Origin of the sequence: Pseudomonas fitomaticsae (assembly GCF_021018765.1) — a bacterium.
In the GTDB taxonomy this organism is placed as follows: domain Bacteria; phylum Pseudomonadota; class Gammaproteobacteria; order Pseudomonadales; family Pseudomonadaceae; genus Aquipseudomonas; species Aquipseudomonas fitomaticsae.
Window position 1 is genome coordinate 1289522 of record NZ_CP075567.1, and the last position, 16964, is coordinate 1306485.

General features: G+C 61.8%; 13 protein-coding genes and 1 pseudogene. 9 read left to right on the forward strand and 5 right to left on the reverse strand.

All coding sequences use genetic code 11. The features are described 5' to 3' along the window. Positions 1-428: 428 nt before the first annotated feature. The 3 genes from KJY40_RS05680 to KJY40_RS05690 all read left to right on the forward strand — a co-directional run bounded on the left by KJY40_RS05680 (position 429) and on the right by KJY40_RS05690 (position 6299). On the forward strand, positions 429-2222 hold the full coding sequence (locus KJY40_RS05680; RefSeq protein ID WP_230735503.1) for a DUF1302 domain-containing protein: 1794 nt from the start codon (positions 429-431) through the stop codon (positions 2220-2222). Between the two features lie 23 nt (positions 2223-2245). Beyond that, positions 2246-3613 (forward strand): DUF1329 domain-containing protein, encoded by a 1368-nt coding sequence (locus tag KJY40_RS05685; RefSeq protein WP_127796950.1) that lies wholly within the window; start codon positions 2246-2248, stop codon positions 3611-3613. A gap of 139 nt (positions 3614-3752) precedes the next feature. Next, a complete protein-coding gene (locus KJY40_RS05690; protein ID WP_230735505.1) occupies positions 3753-6299 on the forward strand; it encodes a LuxR C-terminal-related transcriptional regulator in 2547 nt (848 codons plus the stop codon). 4 nt (positions 6300-6303) lie between these two features. On the opposite strand, the gene KJY40_RS05695 is transcribed toward KJY40_RS05690, so the two are convergent. Next, the gene (locus KJY40_RS05695; RefSeq protein ID WP_230735507.1) at positions 6304-7086 is read right to left on the reverse strand and encodes an IclR family transcriptional regulator; all 783 of its coding nucleotides are present in this window, start codon (positions 7084-7086) and stop codon (positions 6304-6306) included. 163 nt (positions 7087-7249) lie between these two features. Between KJY40_RS05695 and hmgA the strand changes: the two genes are divergently transcribed. The 4 genes from hmgA to KJY40_RS05715 all read left to right on the forward strand — a co-directional run bounded on the left by hmgA (position 7250) and on the right by KJY40_RS05715 (position 11984). After that, a complete protein-coding gene (gene hmgA, locus KJY40_RS05700; RefSeq protein ID WP_230735508.1) occupies positions 7250-8545 on the forward strand; it encodes a homogentisate 1,2-dioxygenase in 1296 nt (431 codons plus the stop codon). A gap of 3 nt (positions 8546-8548) precedes the next feature. Then, entirely contained in the window at positions 8549-9853 is a 1305-nt protein-coding gene (gene fahA / locus KJY40_RS05705; protein ID WP_230735510.1) for a fumarylacetoacetase, read from the forward strand. A 12-nt stretch (positions 9854-9865) separates the two neighbouring features. Then, a complete protein-coding gene (gene maiA / locus KJY40_RS05710; RefSeq protein WP_230735512.1) occupies positions 9866-10504 on the forward strand; it encodes a maleylacetoacetate isomerase in 639 nt (212 codons plus the stop codon). Positions 10505-10586: 82 nt separating this feature from the next. After that, positions 10587-11984 carry an MFS transporter gene (locus KJY40_RS05715; RefSeq protein WP_230735513.1) on the forward strand — a complete coding sequence of 466 codons (1398 nt, stop codon included), beginning with the start codon at positions 10587-10589 and terminating at the stop codon, positions 11982-11984. On the opposite strand, the gene KJY40_RS05720 is transcribed toward KJY40_RS05715, so the two are convergent. Further along, on the reverse strand, positions 11908-12711 hold the full coding sequence (locus KJY40_RS05720; protein WP_230735516.1) for a SirB1 family protein: 804 nt from the start codon (positions 12709-12711) through the stop codon (positions 11908-11910). The two genes, KJY40_RS05715 and KJY40_RS05720, sit on opposite strands and share 77 nt — an antisense overlap. Positions 12712-12894: 183 nt before the next feature. Between KJY40_RS05720 and KJY40_RS05725 the strand changes: the two genes are divergently transcribed. Next, positions 12895-13914 carry a Glu/Leu/Phe/Val dehydrogenase family protein gene (locus KJY40_RS05725; protein ID WP_007957253.1) on the forward strand — a complete coding sequence of 340 codons (1020 nt, stop codon included), beginning with the start codon at positions 12895-12897 and terminating at the stop codon, positions 13912-13914. A gap of 153 nt (positions 13915-14067) precedes the next feature. Here the strand turns inward: KJY40_RS05725 and KJY40_RS05730 are convergent. Then, a pseudogene (locus tag KJY40_RS05730) lies at positions 14068-14325 on the reverse strand (YebG family protein); the annotation flags it as partial. Positions 14326-14618: 293 nt separating this feature from the next. Here KJY40_RS05730 and KJY40_RS05735 point away from each other — a divergent pair. Continuing rightward, positions 14619-15119 (forward strand): phosphate-starvation-inducible protein PsiE, encoded by a 501-nt coding sequence (locus KJY40_RS05735; RefSeq protein ID WP_007957255.1) that lies wholly within the window; start codon positions 14619-14621, stop codon positions 15117-15119. On the opposite strand, the gene KJY40_RS05740 is transcribed toward KJY40_RS05735, so the two are convergent. Beyond that, complete coding sequence (locus KJY40_RS05740; RefSeq protein ID WP_230735518.1) at positions 15116-15433, reverse strand: DUF3509 domain-containing protein; 318 nt, start codon at positions 15431-15433, stop codon at positions 15116-15118. The two genes, KJY40_RS05735 and KJY40_RS05740, sit on opposite strands and share 4 nt — an antisense overlap. Positions 15434-15632: 199 nt before the next feature. After that, positions 15633-16934: an HAAAP family serine/threonine permease gene (locus KJY40_RS05745; protein WP_230735520.1), complete on the reverse strand. Its 1302-nt coding sequence runs from the start codon at positions 16932-16934 to the stop codon at positions 15633-15635. Positions 16935-16964: the final 30 nt, after the last annotated feature.

The following is a 16964-nucleotide window of genomic DNA, read 5'->3' on the forward strand; positions in this document are numbered from 1 at the left end:
TGCAAACGCAGCGGCCAAGGTAAGACGTTGGATCAAGGAGCTACAAATCAACGTCAGTGAACACCGGGGCGAGGGATCGAAAAACGCTTCGGTCCATCAGAAATCATTGCCGACGACTCGGTCGCGGACTTCGTGCTTCGTGGCGGTGCGCCGTGAAAGCCCGCTCAGAATAAGGGCTGGCGCCTCGGGGAAAAATAGCGATTCCGGACATGCACTGTTACGGGGCATGTAACAGTGCGGCGATTCGAAGGGCCATCATCCGTTGCGTTGATAGTGGTTCATCCAGCCTGTTCATGGCGGGCGCAAAGCCTTGTCGCAGGCGGGGATTCATCCTTTCGAGCGACAGCGTGAATACCTCCTTGGTGCGCTTATCGTTCCCGTGTGGCGGCAGTAGGGTGGGGCCTTCTGTCACTCACCGGGGAAGACGCATGACAAAAACAACAATGCGCGCCATCTTCACACCGCAGGCGCTCGCCGCTGCGGTGGCCTTGGGTTGCTGTGCCCAGGCGCACGCGGTCGCTTTCAATATCGGGGAAATCGAAGGCACCTTCGACTCGTCGCTGTCGGTCGGTGCGAGCTGGGGCATGCGCGATGCCGACAAGTCGCTGGTGGGTACGGTCAACGGCGGGACGGGCCAGTCGTCCACCGGTGATGACGGACGTTTGAACTTCAAGAAGGGCGAGACCTTTTCCAAGATCTTCAAGGGCATCCACGACCTCGAACTGAAGTACGGCGACACCGGTGTGTTCGTGCGCGGCAAGTACTGGTACGACTTCGAACTCAAGGACGAAGACCGCGAGTTCAAACAGATCAGTGACAAGGGCCGCAAGGAGGGCGCGAAGTCTTCCGGCGCGCAGATTCTCGATGCGTTCGTCTATCACAACTACTCCATCGCCGATCTGCCGGGCACCGTGCGCGCCGGCAAGCAGGTGGTGAGCTGGGGCGAAAGCACCTTCATCGGCAACTCGATCAACAGCATCAACCCGATCGACGTCTCGGCGTTCCGCCGGCCAGGTGCGGAGATCAAGGAAGGGCTGATCCCGGTGAACATGGTGTTCGCCTCTCAGGGTTTGACCGATCAATTGACGGTCGAGGGTTTCTATCAACTGGAATGGGATCAGACCGTTCTTGATAACTGCGGGACCTTCTTCGGCGTCGATGTGGCGGCGGACGGCTGCAACAACGGTTACACCGTCGGCAGCCCGGCGATCGCTCCGTTGGCGCCGCTGACAGCAGCCTTTGGTCAGCCGATTCAGGTGACCCGCGAAGGCGTGGTCGTGCCCCGTGGTGGCGACCGCGATGCGCGGGATTCCGGGCAATGGGGTACGGCACTGCGCTGGCTCGGCGATGACACCGAGTACGGCCTCTATTTCATGAATTACCACAGCCGCACGCCGACCGTGGGTACCAGCACCGCCGGCCTGTCGACCCTTGCGGCGCTGCCGGGCATGGTAGGGATTGCTAACGGCCTGGCGCCCGGCAGCGGTTCGGGACTGGCGCAAAGCGTGATGCTCGGGCGCGGCCAGTACTACCTCGAGTACCCAGAAGACATCCGCCTGTATGGCGCAAGTTTCTCCACCACGCTGCCGACCGGCACCGCCTGGACCGGCGAGATCAGCTATCGGCCCAACGCGCCGGTGCAGGTCAACACCAACGACCTGACCCTGGCACTGCTCAATCCGATTGCTGGCGGTGCCGCTTCGCCGCTGGTCACCTCGCCGGGTGCCGACAACAAGGGCTACCGGCGCAAGGAAGTGACGCAGATCCAGAGCACGCTGACGCACTTTTTCGATCAGGTCTGGGGGGCGCAGCGTCTGACCCTGGTGGGCGAGGCCGCAGTCGTGCGGGTCGGCGGCCTGGAGTCGCGCAGCAAACTGCGCTACGGCCGTGACTCGGTCTACGGCCAGTACGGTTTCGGCGGTGACACCGACGGTTTCGTCACTTCCACGTCCTGGGGCTACCGCGCCCGGGCGATCCTCGATTACGCCAACGTGATCGGCGGGATCAACCTCAAGCCCAACCTGTCCTGGTCCCACGACGTCGCCGGTTATGGCCCCAACGGTCTGTTCAACGAAGGCGCCAAGGCCGTCAGCGTCGGGGTCGATGCCGACTACCGCAACACCTATACCGCGAGCCTGAGTTACACCGATTTTTTCGGCGGTGACTACAACACCCTCGAAGACCGTGACTTCGTGGCCCTGAGCTTCGGTGTGAACTTCTGATCTGCCCGAGAAGGATGAATGCAATGCGCAAGATGATTCTGCAATGCGGTGTCCTGGCCCTGAGCCTGCTGGCCGCCAACGTGATCGCGGCGGTGTCGCCGGACGAAGCCAACAAGCTCGGCACCAGCCTGACGCCGCTGGGGGCCGAGAAGGCCGGCAACGCCGACGGCTCGATTCCGGCCTGGACTGGCGGTATCCCGAAAAACGCCGGTGCGGTCGACAGCAAGGGCTTCCTGGCTGACCCGTTCGCCAGCGAAAAACCGCTGTTCACCATCACCGCCGCTAACGTCGACAAGTACAAGGACAAGCTGTCCGACGGCCAGGTGGCGATGTTCAAGCGTTATCCGGAAACCTACAAGATCCCGGTCTACCCGACGCATCGCACCGTGGCCGTACCGCCGGAAATCTACGAGTCGGCCAAGCGCAGTGCGCTGAACGTCACCAGCATCAATGACGGCAACGGTCTGGCCAACTTCACCGGTAACCGTTACTACGCGTTCCCGATTCCGAAGAACGGCGTCGAGGTGCTGTGGAACCACATCACCCGATATCACGGCGGCAACCTGCGGCGGATCATCACCCAGGTGACGCCGCAGACCAACGGCAGCTATACGCCGATCCGCTTCGAAGAAGAGATCGCCGTGCCGCAACTGATGAAGGATCTCGATCCAGAAAAAGCCGCCAACGTTCTGACTTTCTTCAAGCAATCGGTGACCGCCCCGGCGCGTCTGGCCGGTAACGTGCTGCTGGTGCACGAGACGCTGGATCAGGTGAAGGAGCCGCGCCTGGCATGGATCTACAACGCCGGCCAGCGTCGGGTGCGCCGTGCGCCGCAAGTCGCCTATGATGGGCCGGGCACTGCGGCCGACGGCCTGCGCACTTCGGACAACTTCGACATGTTCTCCGGCGCGCCGGACCGCTACGACTGGAAACTGATCGGCAAGAAGGAAATGTACATTCCGTACAACAGCTACAAGCTCGACTCGCCGAGCCTCAAGTACGACGACATCGTCAAGGCCGGGCACATTAATCAGGACCTGACCCGTTATGAGCTGCACCGGGTCTGGGAAGTGGTCGGCACAGTCAAACCGAACGAGCGGCACATCTACGCCAAGCGCCACATGTACATCGACGAGGACAGCTGGCAAGTGGCGCTGGCCGACCACTACGACGGTCGCGGACAACTGTGGCGAGTGGCCGAGGGGCACGCCCAGTACTACTACGATCACCAGGCCCAGGCCTACACCCTCGAAGCGCTCTACGACATCATCGCCGGCCGGTACATTGCCCTGGGGATGAAGAACGAAGAGAAGCACAGCTTCGAATTCGGCTTCGAAGCCAAGGCCGCCGACTACACGCCGTCAGCCCTGCGTGCCGAGGGCGTCCGGTAAGGGTTTCGATACATGGGCAAGGCAAAAGGCGACCGCACGGTCGCCTTTTTTATGGGCGCCAATCAGCGTACTGAATACTCGTCAACAAGCGTCGGGGAGAGGGCTAGGGTGAGCGTACAACGATAAGAAGGCGTACCCCATGACCGCCATGACTCACGTTCCGGATCGTCCGGGATTTTTGCCCAGACTGTCCGCTCATCACCTCCAACGTCCACGCCTGACGGCATCGCTGCTCGAGTCTTCGGCACGGGTGCGGTTGATCTGCGCGCCGGCTGGCAGTGGCAAGAGCACGCTGTTCACCGAATGTCTTTTGCAGGCGCCCGTCGAATGCACGGTGTGCTGGCTGCCGTTGGCGGGCATGTCGATGAGTGTCGCGGTATTTTGCGAGCGGCTGGCGCAGGCACTGGGGCTGGCGGCTGTGGATGAGTCGTCATTGCTGTATGAGTTGGCGCGCCTTTCCTCGCCGGTGTGGGTGTTTCTCGACGATTACTGCCGTGTTGAAGAGCCTGCGCTGGATGCGCTGCTCGACCGGATGCTGGCGCTTGCCAGTCCCGCCGTCACCTGGTGGATCGGTACGCGTCGACGCCCGCCATGCAACTGGCCGCGCCTGCTGCTCGATGATGCCTTGTACGAGTGCGAAAGCGCGGCGCTGGCGTTGAGTCGCGGCGAGATCGCGCAACTGTTGCGGCACCTGTCGCCAGCCCAGGCCGACGACGTGGCCGGGCGAATCCTCCAGCGCAGCGGAGGGTGGTGCGCCGGGGTGCGGATACTGTTGATGCAAAAATGCGACTGGTCGCAAAAGACCTTGCCGCAGCAACGCATGGACACGCTGCTGGACTACCTGCAACACGAACTGTTCAGTGGTTTGAGCCCGGAGCTGGCCGAGGCCTGGCGGGTGCTGGCGCATTTGCCGCGGTTCAACGCCAGCCTCTGCGATCACCTGTTCGGTGCCGGCGAAGGCGCGCAATGGATGCGCACGCTGCAATTGCTCGGGTGTTTTATCGAGCCCTGGCAAGGATCGCCGGACTGGTTGCAAGTGTGCACTCCGCTGTCGCGTCTGATGCGTGACGAACCCTGGTCGGCCGGACGTTCCTGGCATCGCCGGGCCTGTCAGTGGTTTGCCGCCGGACAGCATTGGAAATGCGCCTTCGAACAGGCGTTGCTGGCCGAAGAGTACGAGGTCGCGGTGAGCCTGCTGCAGCACTTTACTTTCGAGCATCTGTTCGAGGAGCAGACGGTCGTGCTGTTGTTGCGTCTCTATGAACAACGCGGCGAGGAACTGCTACTCGGGTCTGCCCAGTTGGTCGGCCTGGTCACGGCAGCGCTGCTGTTCGCCGGACGATTTGCTCAAGCGGCGGATTGCATCGGGCAACTGTCGCGTTTTTTGCCGCCACCGTCGGCTGGCCAGCAACGGCAATTGATCGCCCGCTGGCAGGCACAGCAAGGCTGGCTGTTGCACTTGCAAGGGCACATGGGCGAGGCGCGCGAACATTTCGAGCAAGCCTTGAACGATCTGTCGCCGCAGGCCTGGACGGCGCGTCTGCTGTGTTTGTCGGGCCGCACTCAGCAGGCGTTGCTGTGCGGTGATCTGGAGTTGGCTCACTCAATCAATCGTGAAGCGCTTTGCCTGGCCCGGGCTGAGGGCTCATTGCTGTTCGAGGCGTTGCTGGAACTGGATCATGCCCAACTGCTGGAGCAGCGAGGCGCATCGGCTCGCGCCGAAGAATTGCTGGCCAATCTTTGCGACATGCTCGACGCGTCTGTCGAGCGGCCGACACCGTTGCTGGGCCGTATTGCCCTGCGTCGCGGCCGGCTGGCATTGAACATGGGCCAGCAGGACCGGGCGTCTGGATTGTTTCAACAAGGGCTCGACGATTGCCTGCGCAGCTTTGACAAGCGAGTGCTTTATGGCTTTCTGGGGCAGGCACAACTGGCTGCCGATCAAGGTGATTACCCACAGGCGTTCATGCGTCTGCGTGATGCCGAACGGTTGATGCAACAGCGGCAGATCCCGGACACCGTTTATCGCGGCGTCCTGCTGCAGGTCAGCAGTGAATTCTGGCTGCAACAAGGGCGGCCCGAACTGGCTCGCGAAGCGTTGAGTCGGGTGCTCAGGCACTATCGTGGCCCGCGCGCACGGCAGGCCCCGCCGGCAACGCTGGAACTGATTCCGCGCATCGAGTGTTTGCTGATTCTGGCCGAGATCCGATTGGGTCAGGCACAGCAGCCGATGGCGCGTCTGCAGAATTTGCTTGAGTACGCCCACTCCAGCCGGATGATCGCGCTGGAAGCCGAATTGCTGTGGGTCATGAGCGAGGTGGCCTGGAAGCTGGATGAGCCGGAGTCTGCCCGGGGGTACTTCGACAGCGGGCGAACGTTGGCCAGTCATTTCAACTTGCAGCGTCTGTCGATGAAGTTTGATCAGAAGGCGCTGAACCTTTGGCCCGGCTCAACGCTGTCTGCCCCGCTTCTTGAGGAGGGGGATAACGAAGGTTCACTGAGCTTGAGAGAGTCTCAGGTCCTTGGATTGATCGCGTCCGGAAGCTCCAATCAGCAAATTGCGGACACGTTGTTCATCTCGTTGCACACGGTCAAAACCCATGTCCGGCGCATTCACGCCAAACTGGGTGTCGAGCGCCGGACTCACGCTGTGGCGCGGGCGAGAATGCTCGGTTTGTGCCGATGAGCATTTACGCTGGCTGATAACCCATCCGCCAGCTCACGGCCCGCGTCGCCGCCAGCAACCGCTGAGCCGCCGGGCCGTTTTCATCGGCGTGGAACAGCGAGGTCGGGCCGACGATGGTCAACACTGCCGCGATCTGCCCGAGGGCGTTGAACACCGGTGCCGACAGGGCATCGACTCCGGGCATCAGCAAGCCGTGTACATGATGCAGACCGCGATCGCGGATCTGTTCGCACAACGCCGCATAGGCTTTTTCGTCTGCCAGCGGATGGCCGCTGACGGCGATTTCCTGTTCGCGCAATTCGTCGGTTTCCCGATGCGGCAGGTACGCGCCGAAGACCAGACCGGTGGAGGAACTGAGTAGCGGTAACACCGAGCCCAGTTGCGTCACCACCGTCACCGCGCGCACCGCCGGTTCGATGTGCACCACGGTCGCGCCCTGATTGCCCCACACCGCGAGGAAACAGGTTTCGTTGAGTTCGTCGCGCAACTCGGCCAGGGGCAGGGCGGCGACTTTCAGCACGTCCATACTGTTCAGAGCAGCGAGGCCCACGCGCAGCGCTTCACGGCCGAGGCCGTAGTGGTTGGTGGCGGTGTTCTGTTCGGCAAAGCCCGAGGCAATCAAGGCCTGCAGATAACGGTGAACCTTGCTCGCCGGCATCTGCACATGTTCGGCCAGGCGCGACAGCGAAGTGGACGGCGACAACTCGGCCAGGGCCTTGAGGATGTCGGTGCCGACTTCGGCGGAGCGGACTTTCTGTTTGCCGTTGCTGTCGCTGGTTTTTTCCATGGTGCTGCCGTGTCCCGGAACGAATGGGCGTCTTTATAGCTTGACGCTGGATAGCGAGCAAATTACGTTATGCGTAATTGAATTACGATAAAAATAACCCCGGCGTGCCAAGACCTCTGATCCAGAGCGTCCGGCCATGCCGACTCCCTGTTCAGGAGGCTCCATGAACCTCGATTCAGCCCTGGCTTACCAGTCCGGTTTCGGCAACGAATTCAGCTCCGAAGCGTTGCCCGGCGCACTGCCCGTCGGCCAGAACTCCCCGCAGAAAGCCCCGTACGGTCTGTACACCGAACTGTTCTCCGGCACCGCGTTCACCATGACCCGCAGCGAAGCGCGGCGCACCTGGATGTACCGGATCCAGCCGTCGGCCAATCACCCGGCATTCGTCAAACTGGAGCGGCAACTGGCGGGCGGACCATTGGGTGAAGTGACCCCCAATCGCCTGCGCTGGAACCCGCTGGAGATCCCGGCCGAACCGACCGATTTCATCGACGGTCTGGTGAGCATGGCGGCCAACTCCGGCGCCGAAAAACCGGCCGGCATCAGCATCTATCACTACTGCGCCAACCGTTCGATGGAGCGCGTTTTCTTCAACGCCGACGGCGAGCTGCTGCTGGTGCCGCAATTGGGTCGCCTGCGCATCGCCACCGAACTGGGTGTGCTGGAAGTGGCGCCGCTGGAAATCGCCGTGTTGCCACGGGGTTTGAAATTCCGCGTCGAGCTGCTCGACCCGCAAGCGCGCGGTTACGTCGCCGAGAACCACGGTGCGCCGCTGCGCCTGCCGGATCTGGGGCCGATCGGCAGCAACGGTCTGGCCAATCCGCGGGATTTCCTGACCCCGGTCGCCGCCTACGAAAACCTGCAACAACCGACCACTCTGGTGCAGAAATTCCTCGGCCAGTTGTGGGGCACCGAACTCAATCACTCGCCGCTGAACGTGGTCGCCTGGCACGGCAACAACGTGCCGTACAAATATGACCTGCGCCGTTTCAACACCATCGGCACCGTCAGCTTCGATCATCCGGATCCGTCGATCTTCACCGTGCTGACGTCGCCGACCAGCGTCCACGGTCTGGCCAACCTCGACTTCGTGATCTTCCCGCCGCGCTGGATGGTGGCCGAGAACACCTTCCGTCCGCCGTGGTTCCACCGCAACCTGATGAATGAATTCATGGGCCTGATCCAGGGCGAGTACGACGCCAAGGCCGAAGGCTTTCTGCCAGGCGGCGCGTCCCTGCACAGCTGCATGAGCGCCCACGGCCCGGACGGCGAGACCTGCACCAAAGCCATCAGCGCGGACCTCAAGCCGGCGAAGATCGACAACACCATGGCCTTCATGTTCGAGACCAGCCAGGTGCTGCGCCCAAGCCGCTTCGCCCTCGACTGCCCGCAATTGCAATCCACTTACGACGCCTGCTGGGCCACGCTGCCCGCCACGTTCGACCCGACCCGGAGATAACCCATGACTCAGAATTCCATCACCCGCAGTTGGGTCGCTTCGGCCAACGGCCACACCGAATTCCCGCTGCAGAATCTGCCGCTGGGCGTGTTCAGCCTCAACGGCTCGGCGCCGCGCGCGGGCGTGGCGATTGGCGAACACATCTTTGATCTGCAAGTGGCGCTGGAGGCTGGTCTGTTCGACGGCATCGCGCGTAGCGCAGTCGAAGCCATGCGCGGCGGTCAGTTGAACGCCTTCTTCGAGCTCGGCCGCGATGCCCGCGTTGCCTTGCGCGAACGACTGCTGGAACTGTTCAGCGAAGGCAGCACTCATCGCGGCAACATCGAAGCCCAAGGCGCAAAATTGCTGCCATTGGCCGCCGATTGCCAGCTGCACCTGCCGGCGCGCATCAGCGATTACACCGACTTCTACGTCGGCATCGAGCACGCGCAGAACGTCGGCAAACTGTTCCGTCCGGACAACCCCCTGCTGCCGAACTACAAACACGTACCGATCGGCTACCACGGTCGTGCGTCCACCGTGCGCGTCTCCGGTGCCGACGTGCGCCGCCCGAAAGGCCAGACCTTGCCGGCCGGTGCGACCGAGCCGACCTTCGGTCCATGCGCTCGATTGGACTATGAGCTGGAACTGGGGATCTGGATCGGTCAGGGCAACGAAATGGGCGAGTCGATTGCCATTGGTGACGCCGCTGAACACATTGCCGGTTTCTGCCTGCTCAACGACTGGTCGGCCCGTGATATCCAGGCCTGGGAATACCAGCCACTCGGCCCGTTCCTGTCCAAGAGCTTTATCACCAGCGTTTCGCCGTGGGTGGTGACTGCCGAAGCGCTGGCGCCATTCCGCACCGCGCAACCGGCGCGACCACAAGGTGATCCGCAGCCGCTGCCGTACCTGCTCGACAAACGCGATCAGGATGGCGGTGGTTTCGACATCGAGCTGGAAGTGTTGCTGCTCACCGAGAAAATGCGCGAACAGAACCTGCCGGCCCATCGCCTGACCCTGAGCAACACCCGCTACATGTACTGGACCGTCGCGCAAATGGTTGCGCACCACAGCGTCAACGGTTGCCAGTTGCAGGCCGGTGACCTGTTCGGTTCGGGCACCTTGTCCGGCCCTGAAAGCGGTCAGTTCGGCAGCCTGCTGGAAATCACCGAGGGCGGCAAAAAGCCGATCGAGCTGGCGTCCGGCGAAGTGCGCAAATTCCTCGAAGACGGCGACGAAATCATCCTGCGCGCCCGTTGCGCCCGTGAAGGCTTTGCCTCGATCGGTTTCGGCGAATGCCGTGGCACCGTGCTGGCGGCGCGCTGACAGGAGTGGCTCATGGATTTCTACACCTATTACCGTTCCACCTCGTCGTACCGGGTGCGGATCGCGCTCGCGCTCAAGGGGCTCGACTATCAGGCATTGCCGGTCAATCTGATCGCACCGCCCGGCGGAGAACATCGGCAACCGGCATACCTGGCGATCAATCCCCAGGGCCGGGTGCCGGCACTGCGTACTGACGAAGGCAAGTTGCTGATTCAGTCACCGGCGATCATCGAGTACCTGGAGGAACGTTATCCACAGGTGCCGCTGCTGCCCGAAGACCTCGTTGCCCGTGCCCAGGTACGCGGCGTCGCGGCGGTGATCGGCTGCGATGTGCATCCGCTGCACAACGTCAGCGTGCTCAATCGCCTGCGCGGTCTGGGGCATGACGAGCCGCAGGTCAACGAGTGGATCGGCCACTGGATCAGTCAGGGGCTGGCGACGGTGGAGCAGTTGATCGGCGACAGCGGTTTCTGTTTCGGCGAGTGGCCGTGTGTGGCGGACGTGTACCTGATTCCACAGTTGTACGCGGCCGAGCGTTTCAATGTTTCGCTGGAGGCGTATCCACGGATTCGTCGGGTGGCCGCGTTGGCCGCTGAGCATCCGGCGTTCATTGCGGCGCATCCGGCGAATCAGCCGGACACGCCGAAGTAGCATTTGATGGCTCCCGTGCAGCGCACGGGAGCCATTCCGGTTACCCGCAAAAAAATCATAAAAACAAAACAGGTACCTTGCGATGCACAGCCAGATTGCCAGCTTCCGGGCGGCACTCGACGCCCGTCCTGTGTCCCGCTTTCAGTGGTTGCTCCTGATTCTTCTCGCCTTGCTGCTGGTCACCGACGGCTATGACGCCCAGGTGCTTGGTTACGTGGTGCCGGCGCTGGCGCAGGACTGGGGTCTGGAAAAATCCGCATTCGGCCCGGTGTTCAGCGCCAACCTGCTGGGTCTGACGCTTGGCTCGCTCGCTGTGACGCCACTGGCCGACCGCTTCGGCGTTCGACGGATTCTGCTCGCCTGCGTGCTGATTTACGCCAGCCTCACCGTGCTGATGGTGTTCGCCGATTCCTTGAATACCCTGATGATCGCGCGCTTCATCTGCGGCATCGGCATGGGCGGCGCGATGCCCAGCGCCATGGCGCTGATGTCGGAATATTCACCGCCACGCCTGCGCACGTTGATGGTCACGCTGGCGGCCTGCGGCTTTTCATTCGGCGGTGCGGCGGGTGGTTTTGTTGCGGCCGGCTTCATCGACCGTTTCGGTTGGCAAGCAGTGTTCCTTGCAGGTGGTGTCACGCCATTGCTGCTGTTTCCGTTCCTCTGGTGGATGCTGCCCGAATCCTTGCCACGTCTGCTACGTGATGCGCCACCCTACGCGCGCCTGCGCAAAGTCACCGCGCGAATGCTGCCAGACTGGCAGCCGCCCGCCGCTTCGGTCGAGCAGAACGAACGCGAGCAGGGCAGCAAACTGACCGTGGTGGAGTTGTTCCGCAACGGTTACGCACGCCCGACCTTGCTGATCTGGTCGACGTTTTTCGTCAGCCTGATCCTGCTGTATTTCATGATCAGCTGGCTGCCGTCGCTGCTGCTGGAAAGTGGCCTGAAACTCAACGAAGCGAACCTGGTGACGTCGATGTTCCTGTTCGCCGGCACGCTGGGCGCAATCTGCATGGCGTGGTTCGCCGACCGTTTGAAAAGCAAGGTGCGGCTGCTGTCCGGCGTGCTGGCTGGTGCAGCGGTATGCACGATTTTGTTAGGCCTGAATCACGACAATCCGCGTTATCTGGTGGCCTGTGTGTTCGCGGCGGGGTTCTGCATCATCGGCGGGCAGCTGACGCTCAATGCGTTCGCCAGCAATTTCTATCCGGCACACGTGCGCGCCACCGGCACCGGCTGGGCGTTGGGAGTAGGACGGTTCGGCTCGATTCTCGGGCCGCTGTTCGGCAGCCTGTTGCTGGCGATGCACATTCCGGTGGAGCAGATTTTCTTCTTCTGCGCGATTCCGGCGGTGATTGCGGCGTTGCTGATCATTCAGGTGCGTTCGCCAGCCACTGCGCTGTTCAGTGCACAACCGCGTTCGGCGGCAGATGCCCCAGCCGTTCCGTCAGGCGAAGTCGCTGAATCGGGTCGTCACTGAGCAATAGCGCGTGCTCCAGATCGAAACGCTCGGCGTTCGGGCAATCGAGGCGCTGGTACAGACTGGCCCGAGCCAGGTAGTCGGCGGCGCTGGCATTGCCCAGTTCGAGCACGCGCTCGGCATCGATCAGCGCCGCGATGAAGTCGTCGTGGGTCAGGTGCAGCTGGCGCAGATTGCGTGACAGACGCTGAAGCATCTGCACCGGTTCGGCAGTCAGCAGGTGATCGGCGTTGAGTTTCATCTGATGGCCGTACTGGCGATGCAGCAGTTCGCGGCAATCGTTCGGATACAGGCGCCGTCCGCCGCACGGATCGAGCAGGTGATCGGCCCCGGGAACCTTCAGCAGGAAATGCCCGGGAAAGTTGACGCCCACCAGCGGAATTTCCAGGCCACGGGCCAGTTCCAGGGCGATCAGTGCCAGCGCCAGCGGCTGGCCGCGCTTGTTCTGCATGACTTTGTGCACCATCGCGGCCTGCGGACGCAGCGGTACGAAATCATCCTGGGCAAAACCGAGGTCGGCCATGCGCCGCAGCAGCGGTTGCGCCAGCTCGCTGACCGGCAGCAACGGCAAGCCATAGCTGACCCGCTGTTGCAGTTCCTTGAATTCCTGCAACAGCGCTTCGGGATCGGCCTGTTTGTCGTGTTCGGCGGCCATCCACAACGCGGCTTCGAACAGCGCGGGCGGTGAACGGTGCAGACACTCGAAGAAACGTTGGCGCGGACTCATCTAAATCTCCGGGGCATGCCTCGTTTTAGCCCCGTCTTTGCCATTCGTCCAGTGCCGGGCCGCTCTGCCATCGGGTTATGCACAACCCTTTGATCGGTGGCGGCGCTTATTCCGGCGCGCTTCAGCAATTTTCAGGCGCAAGCCTATACTGGCGTCTACCAGAAGTGATTCGGGAGCCTGCCGATGTTCGCTCTCATGCAAAGCACTCGCCTGGAATCGCTGCACCTTAGCGTTGATCCGGTGTCCGGATTGAAGGCGGTCATTGCCATTCATAACAGTCGCCTCGGGCCAGCCCTGGGCGGGTGCCGTTATCTTGCCTACCCGAACGACGAATCCGCGGTCGAGGACGCCATACGCCTGGCCCAGGGCATGAGCTACAAGGCCGCGCTGGCCGGCCTGGCCCAGGGCGGCGGGGTGGCCGTGATCGTGCGGCCGGCCCATGTGGAAAACCGCGGCGCCTTGTTCGAAGCCTTCGGACGTTGCATCGATCAGCTCGACGGGCGCTACATCACCGCCATCGACAGCGGCACTTCGGTGGCGGACATGGATTGCATCGCCCAGCAAACCCAGCATGTCACCAGCACCACCTCGGCCGGCGACCCCGCGCCGCATGCGGCGATGGGTGTGTTCACCGGGATTCGCGCCACCGCCATGGCGCGGCTGGGCAGCGACAATCTCGAAGGCTTGCGCGTGGCGATTCAGGGGCTGGGCAATGTCGGTTACGCACTGGCCGAACAGCTGCACGCCGCCGGCGCTGAACTGCTGGTCAGCGACATCGACCACGGCAAGGTGCAACTGGCAATGGAACAGCTCAATGCCCATCCGATTGCCAACGACGCATTGCTCAGCACGCCGTGCGACATCCTCGCGCCGTGTGGTCTCGGCGGGGTGCTCAACAGTCACTCGGTCACCCAGTTGCGCTGCTCGGCGGTGGCGGGCTCGGCCAACAATCAGCTGACGCATCTGGATGTTGCCGATCAACTGGAGCGGCGCGGCATCCTGTATGCGCCGGATTATGTGATCAATGCCGGCGGGCTGATCTACGTTTCCCTCAAGCATCGGGGCGAAGAGCTGACGACCATCACCGCGCACCTGTCGAAAATCAGTTCGCGCCTGACCGAAGTGTTTGCCCACGCCCAAGCGGAAAAACGTTCACCCGCGCGGGTGGCGGACGAGCTGGCGGAGAAGGTGTTGTACCGCTGAAGATTTCCCGGACATGAAAAAGCCCCTGAGTCTTTCAACTCAGGGGCTATTCAATTCAAGTGTCGCTTACTTTGCAGCCTTCGCCGCTTTTGCAGGTTTGGCTGGCGCTTCTGCCGGTTCAGCCACGTCTGCTGGCTCGGTTGCCGCAACCGGTGCCGCCGGTGCGTTGATCAGCTCCGACAATGCGTCAGGCTGGCTCTTGAACGCCCGGGCGAACACATCGCGGTTCTTCGCCATGAAGATCCCGACTTCTTCCACTTGCTGCTCGCTCAACGATGGAACGGCTTTTTCCAGCACTTCGGCCAACAGTTCGGCCAGTTCGAGCATTTTGTCATGACGGTCAGCTTCGGCTTTATCCATGAACAAGCGCTCCAGATCTCGGCTGCTGCGGTATACCACTTCGACGGCCATTCACCACCTCACATGCCTTCACATTAAGTTGTCTTTGCGACTACTGTATCTATATACAGCGAAAAGGATAAGCGAATCCCTGCGCTTTGGGTAGTGGCTTTTCAATGTAGACCGGATTCGGATTTTGTCAGCCCGACGTCTGCACGCAGGTGCGACCAAACGCCACGGCGCGGGTTTCGCGGCGGCTCGCCATGATGGCGTGGCCTCTTTTCTGCATGCTTCTGCGTACGTGCGCAATAACCGTCACGTCCAGCACGCAACATCCGCTCGAACCGGGCTAAGGAACCTTCATCGTGAAAATCAACTGGGCCGAGAAACTGCGGCAAAACGTGCATCAACTGGCCGAGTCCCTGGGCAACCTGTTCGTCGAGACCTTCCACTATCTGGCGCTGTTCGCCATTGGTGCGGTGACCGCGTGGGCGGCGGTGATGGAATTTCTCGGGATGCTCGAGGAAGGGCACATCAAGATCGATGACATTCTGTTGCTGTTCATCTATCTGGAACTGGGGGCGATGGTCGGGATTTACTTCAAGACCAACCACATGCCTGTGCGCTTCCTGATCTACGTGGCGATCACCGCACTGACACGCCTGCTGATCTCCAACGTCTCGCACCACAACCCACCGGACATGGGCATCATCTACCTGTGCGGCGGGATTCTGCTGCTGGCGTTCTCGATTCTGGTGGTGCGTTACGCCTCGTCGCAATTCCCTTCGGTGAAAATCGAGAACCCGCACCGCAAGATCGGCACGGGTTCCAGTGAACATCCGGAAGTGGAGAAGGGCGAACTTTAAAGGCCGGCGGCTGGCCGGGGCTGATGTTTGGCCTGACGCGGTGGCGGAGTGATTGCGTCGCCGCGGGTCATGGCATCGAGGATCGCCATGGCGCTGTGGCCCTGCTCGATGGCGATGCCGAATTGAATGCTCTGAACCAGGCGCTTCAGGCGCTTGGGATCATTGCGCTGTTCGGCGCTGATCATCCGTTTGGCGACGATCCGGCCGCCGTTGGAGAGGGTCAGCATGATGCTGCCGTCGAGGCCCTGAATGCTCAGGTTGATCTGATAGTCCGGCGCGAAGGCATCGGTAATGATCTGAAAAGGATTGTCCATGATGCGTCACCGCCTGATTGAACGTGCAGTTGTTGACCGGCCTTGATCGGGTTGGTTCGCCGAACCTGACCGTCGGCCCTTCCGTGGTCCTGTCTCCTTCAGCGATGTAGCAAGGGACATGCCGGGAATATTGTCGAACAATGAAACCGGCCAAAAAGAAGGCGAGCCCATGGCTCGCCTTCTTTGTTTGCGGCCCGTTTCAGGGCAGAACCGAGTAGATGATCGCTGACAGTGCAATCAGGCCGATCAGCACCACGAATACGTTGGACACCTGGCCCGAATACTGGCGCAAGGCCGGCACGCGGCGGATCGCGTACATCGGCATCAGGAACAACAGACAGGCAATCACCGGCCCGCCGAGGGTTTCGATCATGCCGAGGATGCTCGGGTTGAAGGTCGCCACGGCCCAGCAGCTGAGGATCATGAACAGCGCGGTCGCACGGTTCAGCCAGCTCGCCGACATCACCCGGCCACGGCTGCGCAGGCTTTTGACGATCATGCCCTGGAAGCCTTCGCTGGCGCCGATGTAGTGGCCGAGGAAGGATTTGGTGATCGCCACCAGCGCGATCAGCGGCGCGGCGTAAGCGATGACCGGGGTCTGGAAGTGGTTGGCCAGGTACGACAGGATCGAAATATTCTGCGCCTTGGCCGCTGCCAGATCCGCCGGCGACAGCGCCAGCACGCAACTGAAGCAGAAGAACATCACCGTCACCACCATCATGCCGTGGGCCATGGCGAGGATGCCGCTGCTCTTGCGTTCGGCCTGCTCGCCATAGCGTTGTTTCTGCTCGACGGCGAAGGCGGAAATGATCGGCGAATGATTGAACGAGAACACCATCACCGGGATCGCCAGCCACAGGGTCTTGAGGAACACCGACATTTCCATCGGTTCTTGAGCACTGGCGAAGAATGCGCCGTTCCAGTTCGGAATCAGGCTGATGCCGAGCAACAGCAACGCGGCGACGAACGGATACACCAGCACGCTCATGGCCTTGACGATCACGCTCTGACCGCAGCGGACGATGGCCATCAGACCGAGGATCAGCGCCAGCGACAGCACCGCTCGCGGCGGCGGGGCGATGTGCAATTGATGTTCAAGGAAGCTGCTGAGGGTGTTGGTCAGCGCCACGCTGTACACCAGCAGGATCGGGAAGATCGCGAAGAAATACAGCAGCGTGATCAGCTTGCCAGCGCCGATGCCGAAGTGTTCTTCCACCACTTCGGTGATGTCTCCGGAGCGGCCCGACAGCACGAAACGGGTCAGGCCCCGGTGCGCGAAGAAGGTCATCGGGAACGCCAGCAACGCCAGGATCAGCAACGGCCAGAAGCCGCCGACACCGGCGTTGATCGGCAGGAACAAGGTGCCGGCACCGATGGCAGTGCCGTACAGGCCGAGCATCCAGGTGGTGTCGAATTTGCTCCAGCCCTTGTGGGCGGTTTCGGTATTGCGTGTGCGGTCTACAGCGGGATTTTCGGCAGCAGGTGTGCGTACATCGGTCATCGTTTTTGCCTCGTTATTATTCTTGCTCGG

Excerpts from the sequence above, each read along its gene's own strand:
- KJY40_RS05680 (WP_230735503.1), top strand. The coding sequence starts at position 429 with ATGACAAAAACAACAATGCGCGCCATCTTCACACCGCAGGCGCTCGCC.
- KJY40_RS05685 (WP_127796950.1), top strand. The coding sequence starts at position 2,246 with ATGCGCAAGATGATTCTGCAATGCGGTGTCCTGGCCCTGAGCCTGCTG.
- KJY40_RS05690 (WP_230735505.1), top strand. The coding sequence starts at position 3,753 with ATGACCGCCATGACTCACGTTCCGGATCGTCCGGGATTTTTGCCCAGA.
- KJY40_RS05695 (WP_230735507.1), bottom strand. The coding sequence starts at position 7,086 with ATGGAAAAAACCAGCGACAGCAACGGCAAACAGAAAGTCCGCTCCGCC.
- hmgA (WP_230735508.1), top strand. The coding sequence starts at position 7,250 with ATGAACCTCGATTCAGCCCTGGCTTACCAGTCCGGTTTCGGCAACGAA.
- fahA (WP_230735510.1), top strand. The coding sequence starts at position 8,549 with ATGACTCAGAATTCCATCACCCGCAGTTGGGTCGCTTCGGCCAACGGC.
- maiA (WP_230735512.1), top strand. The coding sequence starts at position 9,866 with ATGGATTTCTACACCTATTACCGTTCCACCTCGTCGTACCGGGTGCGG.
- KJY40_RS05715 (WP_230735513.1), top strand. The coding sequence starts at position 10,587 with ATGCACAGCCAGATTGCCAGCTTCCGGGCGGCACTCGACGCCCGTCCT.
- KJY40_RS05720 (WP_230735516.1), bottom strand. The coding sequence starts at position 12,711 with ATGAGTCCGCGCCAACGTTTCTTCGAGTGTCTGCACCGTTCACCGCCC.
- KJY40_RS05725 (WP_007957253.1), top strand. The coding sequence starts at position 12,895 with ATGTTCGCTCTCATGCAAAGCACTCGCCTGGAATCGCTGCACCTTAGC.
- KJY40_RS05740 (WP_230735518.1), bottom strand. The coding sequence starts at position 15,433 with ATGGACAATCCTTTTCAGATCATTACCGATGCCTTCGCGCCGGACTAT.
- KJY40_RS05745 (WP_230735520.1), bottom strand. The coding sequence starts at position 16,934 with ATGACCGATGTACGCACACCTGCTGCCGAAAATCCCGCTGTAGACCGC.